Here is a 12,985-nt window from a genome sequence, read left to right as displayed (position 1 = left end):
TGAACACTATCGCTTTGTCAGACTTTGATATAACTTGCTTGTTTCAGGCTCTGGCTGATGACCCAGGTCTTCCTTCAGGACCAGCGTAAATGAATGATAGAGACGCAGTATACCTTGCTGGTCATCCATAGAGGCATACACTTCCATCATCAGTCTGCAGATTTCTTCCGAATATGGCTCACGTTCCTGCAATTCCATCAGCAACTCAATCGCCTGCCCGCCACGTCCCTGCATCATATCCCATCGGGCAATATCCATGACAAGTCCCGTATATTTACGTCGGAGCTCCCTGCTCTTGGCTCTGGACCAATCATAATCATGCTCTTCCAGATAATCACCACGATAGAGCAAGACAATCTGTCTCAGTTCCTGCACATTAGCCGAATTGATGGCAGCATAAGACATTGCCTGCTCAAACTGTTCAACATCGCTCACCAGATTGCCTGTTATTAGACGATAACGGTTCATGTTGTACTCCAGCTTGCCTGTCATGCCCCATTCCTTCAATAATTTGCGAATCTGATATACAGACGTGTGCAGCAGTGTAAGCCCTTTATCCTGAGATAAATCTGCCCAGAGCTTATCAAGCAGAATCTCCTTGCTTACCCACTCCCCGCGATGATGAAACAGAAAAGCAAACAGTTCCTGTGATTTGGTTGTACGCCACTTGTGTTTCTCTGCACTCTGCTCCAGGCTTCTGAAAATATCCAGATGTTTGAAGGTTAGCAGCCCCGGCGCCTTCAAATCCAGCTCCTCCTCATCAGGCTCCGATTCCTGCACTTCTGCCGTAGCGGCAGCTTGATTGTAAAAGGACATGACACCTGCCATGCGGTCTATTGTCTTGGTTAATCTGGTCGGACTGACCGGCTTTAATATATAATCCAGGGCCTGCAGCTCAAATGCCTCCACAGCATGATCTGCATAAGCGGTTACAAATATGACCCGAATGTTCTGATCCAGTTGCTGGATGTATTCGGCTGCTTCCAGTCCATTCATCTCCGGCATGCCAATGTCCAGAAACACCACATCCACACGATGATTGGCCAGAAAATCTAAAGCCTCGCGGCCTGTTGAAAAGCATTGCACAGGATCGATTCTTCCGTCCGACTGAAGCAGACGCTGCAGGTGGAGCTGCGCCGGCTTCTCGTCATCTACAACAATGGCTCTCACCGTTCATCTAACCTCCTGCCATGAGAGATTCAATTCTTATGGATACCGACTATATCGGCATCCGCTTATTCGTATGTTAACCACAATTACCCATAATTCTGATTTGCGTTGTCATGCAAAATGATGAACCTGCTTCAGCGGCAAACGGAACTGGATTTGTGTTCCACTTCCGACATGGCTCTGAATCTCCAGCGCGGTTCCATAGAGCGACATGAGACGGCGATTAATATTATGCAGCCCAACCCCTCCCGGGCCTTCCGTTCGACCTGATTTGACCTGAGCCATACGCTCCGGAGGAATGCCCACACCGTCATCCTGTACCCGAATAATGACATCATCGGACTCCTGGAAAATGTGCAGCCTTACCGTTCCTCCGGCCGCCCTTTCCATAACCCCATGGCGGATTGCGTTCTCCACAAGCGGTTGAATGGTGAGCGGGGGAAGAAACAAGCGGATGTCCGGCTGCACATCATATTTGACGACAAGCCTGTCCTCAAATCTTGCCTGCTCCAGATGTACATAAGATTGAACCAGTTCCAGCTCTTTGTATAGCGGAACCAGCTGCTCCCTGTTCTGAAAGTCAAAGCTTCCTCGCAGATAATGACTCAATTCAATGAGCAGATCGGTTGCCTTGTCCGGGTTAACGGCACAGGTCGCAATAATGACATTCAGCGCATTGTAGAGAAAATGGGGTTTGATCTGCGCCTGAAGAAAAGCCATCTCCGTTCGTATGGCATCCTGCACAGAGCTGCGCATCGCGATCAATGTACGAACCCGCGCCCGCAGTTCACCCGCATCGACCGGCTTGCTCAAAAAGTCGTTGGCTCCCGCCTGAAAACCATGCCGGATATCTTCAGGCAATCCGCGAGCAGTGAGCATCAGGATCGGCAGCTCGGACAAAGATCGGTGCTCGCGCAGCTTCCGGCAGAGCTCCGGCCCGGACATTTTGGGCATCATCCAGTCTGTGATGACCAGGTCTATGGAAGGGTGCTGTTCATATAACTGCAGAGCCTTGAATCCGCTGTCTGCTGCAAGCACCCTGTAACGTTCCGTGGACAATAGGCTAAGAAGCACATGCCGATTCACAGGATCATCATCCACAATGAGAATCGTATGTTCTCCCTCCTGTGTCTGTTCCTGGGATGGGTTCGCATCCAGCATGTCCATCACATCCATTGAAGTCGGGCTTGCTCCATTCTTCAGCTGGGCTGGCAAGTAACGTGCTGGCACCGGGCTCTTCTCTTCCTGCAATAATGGCAGTTTCACAACAGGTAAAGTAAAATGAAAGGTTGACCCAGCGCCTGGTTCCGAATCAACCCAGATTTCCCCTTCACTTAGCTCAACCAGCTTTTTCGTTATACTGAGACCGAGTCCTGTTCCTTCATAGGTCCGTTCCAACGTGCCATTGGTCTGTTCATACGACTGAAAGATATCCTCCAGTCTGTCCGGTGCAATACCGACGCCAGTATCCGCAACAGATATCTTCACCTTGTCGCCTTCAACGGCAGCATACAGCCTGATCTCACCTTGCTCGGTAAACTTGTAGGCATTGCCAAGCAGATTATAGAGGATCTGCCGAAGCCGATCCTCATCTGCCTCTACCAGCGGCAAAGCATCGGGCCAGTGCTGATGCAGCACAATGGGTTTGTCTCCAAACGTAAATCCGGAAACCTCCACTACCGTTCGCGCAACAGATTCCAGATCAACAGGCACGCGTTTTAGTTCAATCTCACTGTTTTTCAATTTCGAAAAATCAAGAATATCGTTCACCAGCAGTGATAAACGTTTGCCCGTTGCTGTAATCATCGACAGATTTCTGGCCTGCTTTGGTGTCACCGCTCCGGTCGAGCCTTCCAGCATAGACTCGGCAATATTAATGATGCCGTGCAGCGGTGTCCTCAGCTCATGAGACGTGTTAGCCATAAATTCATCCTTGAGGCTATCAATCACAAGCAATCGCTCTGACAGAGCCTCCACCTCACGGAAAGACTGCGCAAATCGAATCACAGTGACTACCAGTTGAATCAATACAAATAACAAAAGCTCAAGCAATGCGAGAAAAGCGGTATCCAACGATACAAACGCTCCAATCGTATGCAGCACAACCACCATAATAATGCTCATCATACCTACCAGCGCAAAATGGCTGTCGTTCGTCTGTTTGCGCGCCCAGAGAACCATCGTTCGAATCGCATAGATCATCACAGTGAATGAGATGAGCAGCATGGGCAGTTCAAATGTGGAGAACAGTGCAGGTGGAAGTAAAATACCTACAAGGGTTTGAGCTATCAGCAGAAACATGCCCAGACGCACAAACCACCCATGAACAGCACCCGGAACCAAGGCGGCCAAATACCGAAGCAAAAAATAGTACGAGAATGCCCCGCTAAGAAGTTGAATTCGAAGCATCACATCATGCGTAAGCAGCGGAATAAACATAGCCAGCAGCTTCTCTCCATGCGTGAGGGTATATACAGCTCCCGAGAGGCTGAACAGTCCCAGAAATTTCAGTTCCTGCTCATTGCGCCGCAGCCTGAACAGCAATAAGAAAAACATGGCTGGCAAAATAAAGCCGAGCAGTGTCATCATATCCTTCACCCAGCCCTTCTGCTGGTTGGCAAGAATACAACGTTCATCTCCGAACAGAACGGATGCAATAATGCCTCCCGAAGCATAGCTGTAGTTGGATACCTGTATGATAATGTCAGCTGTATCCCCCTGAATCGATGTAAAGCCTGTATAAGGCAAGTTCTTCTGAATATCCACGCTTCGGGTTTCACCAGGCGTACCCATACCGCCGATCAGATTACCATTGATATAAATGCGATGCGACATCCGTATGTTCTGGGTACGAATTCCATAGCGATTGTTCAGTTGATGTGGAGGAAGCTGTACCTGCAGATGATACGTTGCATATCCTTGAGCTTGTCCCATTGCCGTATTCCATTTGGCAGGCACATGAACGTGCCTTGAAGCAGGCAGTGGCCTGTTCCCCGCTGTACTGGCTTCAAAATCCTCCGGCCCAAGCAGCTGGTTCGGGTAGAAATCCCAGGTCCCGTTAAGCGTAGCAGCCCCTCGCTGGCTGAAATTCCATTGACGCAGATCTATATGCCCATCGGTCACCTGCGGATTATTCCGCTCGCTAATCCATGTCTGGGCGATCCAGGCCAGTGGAAGCAGAACGACGAATATGAAGCTTAATGTCAGCACAATCCAGTTTTTTTTCATCTATGTATTCCTTCCATACTTATCCTAAGAAAGAAAAAGGACTGACTTCAAATAAAGAGTCATTTTTTGTCGATTTATTCCTATAATCCATGTTACACGTTTCTGGTGTCCACGCAAATAGTTCCTCCAATCATTTCAGCCCATTTTTAGCAAAATAAAGCGAATGTCTGCTCCCTGCATTACATGCCACCAGCCAATACAACCAAAAAAGCCCCAGGCTCCTCTCCATCAGATGTAACCGGAGAGAAGCCTGGGGCCTGGATGAGGCAGCCAGAGCGCATACTCAAAATACCCTATTGGCTTTATATTGGGACACTGCCACGCAGGTAAGTCACACTACTTCTGCATTTCACAGATCTGATCTACACCGCTCAGCACTTCGCCAATCTTTCCTACTCAATCTTCTACACTCTTTCTTACCCTATCTTCTTCACTCGCACTTTACCAATTTTCCTTTAACTCTATTCTTCACTACTCCGCATTAACTGACGACTTGTGCAAGCTTCTGCACAAGACCCGCCCAGCCCTGTGCCATCCGTTCGCGAATGATGGCATGGGCCTGTCCGAATTCAGTCAGTTTGTCGGCATCCCAGCCGCTGTGGATCAATGTAAAATGGGTGCCTCCATCTTTTTCGGCAAGCTCGAACGTTAACGTCCAATCCTTCCCCCAGCGAAAGGCCAGCTTCCGCAGCGGCTGCACTTCAACAACCACGCAAGGAGATTGCCCGAACGGCCCCGCTTCCAGCGTGAATTCATAACCTTCGACCGGCTCCAGATTGCTGGGCATGAACCATGACCCCAACCCTTCGGCAGTCGAAACTTTAGGCCATACCTTTTCCACAGATGCTGTCAGTGACAGCTCTTCCTTAATATCCGGCAATGCCGTTGATGATTCCATTTGTTAGCCTCCTTGACGCTATTCTCAAATCCAATCTATACTGGATCTATCTTACATATAAGGGATTCAACCCCTTCGATAGTCTGCTCCGAGAGATCCATTTTCAACCACCATGACTTATGACATAAATTGTGAATCCTTCTCCCGATTGCAGATCTGCCAATCCAGGCATGTCTGAAAACGCTGAACGCAGCCCATTTTGCCGAATTTTCGTTCCAAGCCAGGAAGTTCCCACAGGCGTGCCGGGACACATCAGAGGAAAAGTGACACATTATGGTCGAAAAGCAGAAAAAGATGCATTCAGCAGGTTTTAATACAAGCTCTAATCTTAGGAGGAATTATACATTGTCATTTAGTTATTACGGCCCTTTATGCACCAAAGTTTACGACATAACCAAACCTGTCGGACACTCCCTGGGGGGAGATATTGAGTTTTACCATAATCTGCTGAAGCCTTGTCATGGGCGCATCCTCGAAGCGATGTCAGGTTCAGGGCGTATGCTCATCTCGCTGCTGGAAGCAGGTATGAAGGTAGATGGTGTTGATTATTCAGAAGCTATGCTCCAATCTTGCCGTGATCGATGCGTTGAACGCGGACTGTCTATGCCTGAGTTATTCGCAGCCGATCTGGTGACGTTACAGCTTCCTTATCGCTATGAAATGATCATTATTCCCAGCGGCTCACTGATGCTTGTTCAGGACCGAGATGCTTCCATACAAGTTCTTCAGAACCTATACAATCATCTGGAGCCGGGAGGCAAGCTGGTCTTTGATCTGTTTGTGCCAGACGCAACTCAGTCCGCCTCTAGCGAAACGTCAACTGTACCTTTGACCGATGGTGACACGATAACCGTTGAAGTGAAAACAACCGAAGTTAATCTGCTCCATCAATACCAGACTAAACTGATTCGTTACGAGCAGTGGCATCAGGGCAATCTTGCCAACACCGAGCTGCAGCAGCTTACATTAAGATGGTATGGATTAGAGGAGCTTCGTCTCGTTCTCGAAAAGATAGGTTTCGTGGATATTCAGGTCTACGCTGATTTTAATCCAAGTAAGCTGCCCACACAAGCCGATCAGAAGCTGGTATATGAGGCATCACGACAAGCTTAGATGAAAGGATATACAGCTTTGAAACGATGTAGAGTCAGATAGCTTGGTTGAGGTTTAAATTGGATAGTTTGGTTAGGGTGCAGATGCAGCTTGAAATATTGATACAGAGTATAGATGATACCCTAAATCCAGCGATAGCTATATTTGCCTTAATCCCTTAAACTATCCGTTTAAAATCCATACATATGATCCTACTTATCGCAGCTCCCGACCACTAACGTTCAGTCTACCTAATGCTTCCGAAAAACACTTCTGCAGCCAGATTAAAGGCTCAGGGACAGAAGCTTAAAAAGAGTTAGGCAGACCATAGTTAGTTGATGATTGGTTGGATGATTTGATGATTGATTAGTTAGTTAGTGGATTGAGATTGGGTGAGTGATTGGTTGTGTGGGTCATTTGATTGGTTTGTTGGTTGATTGGATGGACGGGTGGGTGATGAGTGATTAGTTGGGTAGGTGGGTGATTGGATGGGGGACGAGTGAGTGAGGTAGCTGGTTAGCAGGGAGTTATTAACCTGGTTGCTGCTCTAACGCTCCCCACGAACCTTATTTTCCACCAATTGGGACTTTCCGAAATCTAACGATTCCCAGAAAGCTTATTTCGTCAAAAAACCTGAAAAACGACCCTCATTGCAGCAAAATAAGCTAAATAACGTCTCTGTGAATCGTTAGAAATATGAAAGGCTATAAAACGCCTAAATAAGGCTTCTCCAGATCGTTAGCGCTCACCACATCAACTCTAGCAGGTACCCATCACTCATATCAATCACATCATACATATCATTCGTATCATTCACACCGTATCCATCATTCGTATCATTCAAACCATATTTATCATTCATAACATTTACATAATACATATCATTCACATAATACATATCTTTGTATCATTCACACCACATCCACCAGTGGCTCATCCAAAAATAAAATTATCTATCTATGCATACCTGCATACATCCATCCGCACATCCGCACATGCATCCATCCAGAAATCTATACATCTCATTCGTACAGGCTACATCCGTACATTCATCAATGCTCTTCACATAGGGATCATAATAGAGAACAACCGCATCTTCGAAGATAATTTCCGCATTCGAACACGATCGCCGCATTTGAACAACACAAGCGCCACCTTCCAACATGCCCTTACCATTCAACAGCCCTACCTTCAAGCATACTCCTTACCTGGATTGAAAAATGCCGCATTCCCCAGCCTCAGTCCACATTCAACTTCCTTCCAAACTCAAGCCCTTTCGATTTAAGCTCATTCCCTCATCTTTCACTTTCAGACTTAATAACCGCGGGAATACTGCTCGGCAATGGCCGCATGCTCCTTGCTGACACCCAGTTCAAGCGCCGCATGGTTCGCCCAGTACGGGTCACGCAGCATTCCACGGCCGATGGCAACCAGATCAGCATCTTCATTACCGATAACGGCCTGAGCCAGTGCCGCATCCTCCAGCATGCCGACAGCAATGACAGGCACATGCAGCTCTTCACGGAAACGGCGGGCAAACGGAACCTGATACCCCGGGTAGTTTCCAGGTTTACGCTGACCGGATGGCCCTTCTCCACCGGAACTGATGTGGAATATGTCCACGCCTGCTTCTTGATAGGCACGGGCGACCTGGAGCGTATGATCGATGTCGTATCCGCCGTCAGCATATTCTACAGCAGAGATGCGCATGATCAGCGGCATGTCAGCCGGCATTTCTTTTTTCACAGCACGAATGACATCCACGCCAAATCGCGACAACTTCTGTCCATACACATCCTCACGGTGATTCATCAGCGGAGAATGAAATTGGTGAATCAGATAACCATGTGCACCATGAAGCTCGATAGCATCTACGCCAGCCTGAACAGCCCGGCGGACACCAGCTGCAAATTTCTGCACCATTGCCTCCACTTCCTTAGTTGTCAGCGCACGCGGTTCCTTATACGCTTCTCCCGGGAACGTAACAACAGATGGAGCAACTGGCTGCGCAGCATCCTGGGCTTTACGGCCTGCATGAGCAATCTGGATCGCCACTTTGGAGCCATGTGCGTGCATTCCATCTACCAGCTTGGCGAATGCCGGAATGTGATCGTCTGACCATATGCCCAGATCCTGATCCGTAATCCGTCCATCCGGTTCAACATCCGTCATCTCGATGATAATCAGTCCTGTTCCACCAACTGCACGGCTCACATAGTGAACCTGATGCCAGTCATTCGGGATGCCATCCTTTGCCGTAACAGAATATTGGCACATCGGCGCCATAACGACACGGTTATGCAGCTGCAGACTTTTGAATTGATATGGTGAAAATAACTTCTCTGCCATCGTAGTTACAACTCCTGTTCATGTTCTGTATTTTCAGCTTTGTGATCTTGTCACCAAGCCCGGTTCCAGCTCTAACGATTCCCACGAACCTTATTTGTCCCATATAAAGGCTGTCCGAATTCTAACGATTCCCAGAAAGCTTATTTCATCAAAAAACCGGAAAAACGCCCTTCATGGCAGCAAAATAAGCTAAATAACGCTCTGTGAATCGTTAGAAATGAGAAAGGATCAAATAAGCCTAAATAAGACTTCTCCAGATCGTTAGCGCTCGCCATGCTGCATCATTCACACTTTTCACAACATCCGTATCTTTCACAATCTTTGCATCATTCACGCTCGCATTCATTCTCCCATTCACACGGTATACATGAGGTTCGCCTTGGCTCAGTTTGTATCCAGATCAGAGAACATTTTGCCGTTCTTGCCGTAGTTGTCCTTCTCCAGATCCTCTATGAAAATAAAAACCTTGCTCGCTTCCACACCCAACGTCTCACAAGCAACTTCGGTCATTCGTTCGATCAGCTGGCGCTTTTGCTCTTTGGTTTTGCCTTCCAGCACCTTCACTGTAATAAATGGCATCAGATCAACACATCCTTTCTTCATAGCTATTATGAACCTGGGATAGGAAAATTCAAGTACGCACTTTTTTGTGCCCTCCCGCTCATATCCTTTCCTCGCCCCTACACGACAATACAATTATGAATTGCACACCGAGCCTCTCTAACCTGGCAATCATGCGATGAAAAGCAAGCACACCTGATTCCGCAGGCGTAGCACCATTCTCGATATCAGACGCAAACGTGATATGATATGGTTACAGTAGTTACAGTAGATATATTTCCCATAGAGGAGCGATTACTCTTGAAAGACATATTAATTCAAAGACTTAGCACTTACGTGCAGATGGATACGCAATCCGATGAAAATAGTGACTCCTGCCCGTCCACACCTGGACAACTTGCCTTGGGCCGCCTGCTTGTAGAGGAATGCAACTCCATCGGACTGCAGGAAGTGACGATGGATGAGAACGGTTATGTGATGGCTACACTTCCAGCCAATACAGATCAAGAGGTGCCTGCCATCGGTTTTCTGGCCCATCTCGACACCGCCACCGATTTTACAGGTAAAAATGTGAAGCCGCAGGTGATCGAAAACTATGACGGTGAAGATATCGTACTGAACCGGGAAATGGATGTCATTTTGTCCACTAAAGACTTTCCTGAGCTGCGGGATTACAAGGGCCATACCTTAATGACCACTGATGGTACAACGCTGCTGGGTGCAGATAACAAAGCAGGCATTGCCGAGATTATGACCGCCATGGCTTACCTGATCGAGCACCCGGAACTGAAACATGGCAAGATTCGGGTTGCATTTACCCCGGATGAAGAGATTGGCCGAGGACCCCACAAATTTGATGTGGCAGCCTTTGGCGCCAAATATGCCTATACGGTGGACGGCGGGCCGCTCGGTGAACTGGAATACGAGAGTTTCAACGCCGCGGCAGCGAAAATTACGGTGCGAGGTACCAACGTGCATCCTGGAACAGCCAAAGGAAAGATGGTGAACTCGCTCAAAATTGCGATGGAGCTGAACGGACGCCTGCCTGTAGAGGAAGCTCCTGAATCCACAGACGGTTATGACGGCTTCTACCACTTGCTTTCTATGGAAGGTGATGTCGAACTGACAAAGATGCACTACATCATTCGTGATTTTGACCGAGAGAAGTTTGAAGCGCGTAAAACCAACCTGTTAAACATCGCAGATCAGCTAAAAGCCAAGTACGGAGAGAAAAGTATTACCATCGAGCTGAATGATCAGTATTACAACATGCGTGAGAAAATCGAACCGGTTCGCCAGATCGTGGATATTGCTCATAAGGCGATGACACGTCTGAACATCGAACCGGTGATCCACCCGATTCGGGGCGGGACAGATGGCTCCCAGCTTTCCTACATGGGCATGCCCACGCCGAACATTTTCACCGGCGGTGAAAATTACCACGGCAAGTTCGAGTACGTATCGGTAGATAACATGGTGAAAGCAACACAGGTCATCGTTGAGATTGCTCAATTATTCGAGCAGCAAGGGAATATTTGATTCGAGCAGCAAAGGAATTTTTGCTTCGATCGCATCCTCAAGCGTTTTACAGAAGAATACCTCAAAACAAGAACAGGAGCATCCTTTACAGTAAAGGGTGCTCTTTGTTGCATCCGTTATTTAATTTGTTCATGAGTCCAGTCGTTCATTTATGTGACCATTGTTTCCTTCATTCGTGTGCTCAGACATTTATTCGTATATATTGCCGCCCGCTATCTCGCGCAGCTCCTCTACGTTCTGAATAACAATCTTTCGTCTCACTTTGCGAATGATGTCCCGTCCGCACAGGTCCTGAATCACCCGATTGAGATGTCTGTAGCTGGTGCCCAGCAGATCTGCCAGCTCCGTCAGTTTGGAGGTCTGAATCTCTTCAGATGCTGCTGCATCCTGCTCTGTGATGGACAGCAGATAACTGGCAAACCTGCTCTCAACAGGGTAAAGCATGTTCAGGCTCGACAGATTCGAGAACGTGTGCAGCTTGTGTGTCACCTGACTGAGCATAAAATAAAGGAATTTCGGGTTCTCCACGTACGTGTTCTGAATAGCGCGATAGCTGATGGCAAGCAGTAGACTGCGATTGACAGACTGCACCGTATTGTTAGCCTCTTTCCCGTTAACGAGCTCCAGATCACCAACAAGAGCAAGCGGTGTGCTGAACCGAAGCAGCAAAGATTTTCCATTCGGCAGTGTTGTAAAAATTTTGAGCTTGCCTTGAACGAGAAAGTACAGGCGCTCGGGACGCTCCCCTTTTTCACATATCGTCTCACCCTTATCTGCCTCCAGCAAACGCAATTCGGTCATTGCGCTCTCATCCAGCACCTGATCCAATCCATACTGCCTGGCAAGCTTGCGCATCAGCTCAAAGTCCAGAACTTCCTTCATTCAAGCATACCCCCATCATTATCTCAATGATACAAAAATGGACATATGTCCCATAAAATCACTAAAATCGATCCTTAAATTGACACAAACTCAGTTACAATTAGAACAAATATCCAATACCGAAATACTTTTGGAAAATAGCTTGAAAATGATTCTGAAAACAAATCAAAATCTTGTAATCAGACATTCAGGATATCTGAATTTTGTCCGATGAACAATAGAGATTCTATTTAATTTTTCTATTTTAACAATTTCAATATTGAGAGGATGATTCTGTTCCATGAGTTCGATAAACGTCGTTGACGCCTTATTAAAAGTTATGCCTTATATTAGCCAAATTCTCCGGGAGCCGGCAAGCCTCTGCGTATACGATCACGAAAAAGTATTAGACGTTCTGACAACCGATCGATTCGATCTTGGTTTCGAAAAAGGAATGAAACTTCTTGAATCGTTTCAGAACTTTGCCGTTCTGAAAAATGGCAGAGAAGCCACGCTCTCCACACTGCCCAAAGAGATATATGGCATTGAGCTGGATACACTGAACATTCCGATCTTCGATGACCAGCAGAACGTGGTCGCCGTATTCTGTGCATCCTATGACCAGTCCAACCAGAATCAACTGGAGGATATTATACAAGAGAATCAACAAATCAATGCCAATCTCGTCGATATGGTGCAGCACGTCGCTGCTCATGCAGAGGAATTACAGGCCACCAGCGAGCAGATTTTGGAAAACACACGGGTCGCTGTACAGAATTCGTCCCAGATTAACAAGGTTGCCGGGTTCATTCGCGAAATCTCCGAACAAACCAACCTGCTTGGCCTGAATGCTGCAATTGAAGCAGCTCGTGTCGGTGAAGCTGGTGCCGGATTTGGTGTTGTTGCAGCCGAAGTTCGCAAGCTCTCTGTTGATGCAAAACAAGCAACGACCGATATTGATGCCAGCCTGAAGGATGTGCAGCAGGTCATTCAACAGATGTCCGTTGAAGTATCCCAGATCGCAGCCTCTTCGCAGGAACAGGCTACACTCGTTGCATCGTTTACAGATGTCATTGAGAAGCTGAATGATACCGGCGCACGAATGAAAGCTCTGTCCGAGCAGCTGATCAGCTATTCTGTACAAAAGTAATCAAGCCCGAAGCGATATAGGACGCCGGATAATAAAAGGACTTGGGATGCCACGTTTAATGGTACTCCAAGTCCTGTTTTATTCATAAATGATGATTAACTCTTTCTTTTTCTTCATGGAGCGATTAGTCCATTTTT

The 12,985-nt window shown here is 47.4% G+C and carries 10 protein-coding genes; 3 read left to right on the top strand and 7 right to left on the bottom strand.

The window, feature by feature from the left end; all coding sequences use genetic code 11:
- Nucleotides 1-6 precede the first annotated feature (6 nt).
- The 3 genes from HNR77_RS30560 to HNR77_RS03665 form a co-directional block, all read right to left on the bottom strand.
- Complete coding sequence (locus tag HNR77_RS30560) at nucleotides 7-1,170, bottom strand: response regulator (RefSeq protein ID WP_184180864.1); 1,164 nt, start codon at nucleotides 1,168-1,170, stop codon at nucleotides 7-9.
- 111 nt (nucleotides 1,171-1,281) lie between these two features.
- Complete coding sequence (locus HNR77_RS03670; RefSeq protein ID WP_184180862.1) at nucleotides 1,282-4,398, bottom strand: ATP-binding protein; 3,117 nt, start codon at nucleotides 4,396-4,398, stop codon at nucleotides 1,282-1,284.
- A 481-nt stretch (nucleotides 4,399-4,879) separates the two neighbouring features.
- Entirely contained in the window at nucleotides 4,880-5,296 is a 417-nt protein-coding gene (locus HNR77_RS03665) for an SRPBCC family protein (RefSeq protein ID WP_111268476.1), read from the bottom strand.
- A 345-nt stretch (nucleotides 5,297-5,641) separates the two neighbouring features.
- Here HNR77_RS03665 and HNR77_RS03660 point away from each other — a divergent pair, with 345 nt between their 5' ends.
- A complete protein-coding gene (locus HNR77_RS03660) occupies nucleotides 5,642-6,409 on the top strand; it encodes a class I SAM-dependent methyltransferase (protein WP_260410269.1) in 768 nt (255 codons plus the stop codon).
- Between the two features lie 724 nt (nucleotides 6,410-7,133).
- On the opposite strand, the gene HNR77_RS03655 is transcribed toward HNR77_RS03660, so the two are convergent.
- The 3 genes from HNR77_RS03655 to HNR77_RS03645 all read right to left on the bottom strand — a co-directional run bounded on the left by HNR77_RS03655 (nucleotide 7,134) and on the right by HNR77_RS03645 (nucleotide 9,316).
- Nucleotides 7,134-7,286 carry a hypothetical protein gene (locus HNR77_RS03655; RefSeq protein WP_184180860.1) on the bottom strand — a complete coding sequence of 51 codons (153 nt, stop codon included), beginning with the start codon at nucleotides 7,284-7,286 and terminating at the stop codon, nucleotides 7,134-7,136.
- Nucleotides 7,287-7,702: 416 nt separating this feature from the next.
- Entirely contained in the window at nucleotides 7,703-8,737 is a 1,035-nt protein-coding gene (locus HNR77_RS03650) for an NADH:flavin oxidoreductase/NADH oxidase (protein ID WP_184180858.1), read from the bottom strand.
- A 384-nt stretch (nucleotides 8,738-9,121) separates the two neighbouring features.
- Nucleotides 9,122-9,316: a 2-hydroxymuconate tautomerase gene (locus HNR77_RS03645; protein ID WP_110899102.1), complete on the bottom strand. Its 195-nt coding sequence runs from the start codon at nucleotides 9,314-9,316 to the stop codon at nucleotides 9,122-9,124.
- A 282-nt stretch (nucleotides 9,317-9,598) separates the two neighbouring features.
- Between HNR77_RS03645 and pepT the strand changes: the two genes are divergently transcribed.
- Nucleotides 9,599-10,837 (top strand): peptidase T, encoded by a 1,239-nt coding sequence (gene pepT / locus HNR77_RS03640; protein WP_184180856.1) that lies wholly within the window; start codon nucleotides 9,599-9,601, stop codon nucleotides 10,835-10,837.
- Nucleotides 10,838-11,026: 189 nt separating this feature from the next.
- Here pepT and HNR77_RS03635 read toward each other — a convergent pair whose 3' ends face one another.
- Nucleotides 11,027-11,719 (bottom strand): Crp/Fnr family transcriptional regulator, encoded by a 693-nt coding sequence (locus HNR77_RS03635; RefSeq protein WP_184180854.1) that lies wholly within the window; start codon nucleotides 11,717-11,719, stop codon nucleotides 11,027-11,029.
- Between the two features lie 289 nt (nucleotides 11,720-12,008).
- Here HNR77_RS03635 and HNR77_RS30555 point away from each other — a divergent pair, with 289 nt between their 5' ends.
- Entirely contained in the window at nucleotides 12,009-12,848 is an 840-nt protein-coding gene (locus HNR77_RS30555; protein ID WP_184181281.1) for a methyl-accepting chemotaxis protein, read from the top strand.
- Nucleotides 12,849-12,985: the final 137 nt, after the last annotated feature.

It is taken from the genome of Paenibacillus sp. JGP012, assembly GCF_014203995.1.
Classification (GTDB): Bacteria; Bacillota; Bacilli; order Paenibacillales; family Paenibacillaceae; genus Paenibacillus; species Paenibacillus silvae.
This window is presented reverse-complemented; position numbering and strand designations above follow the sequence as displayed.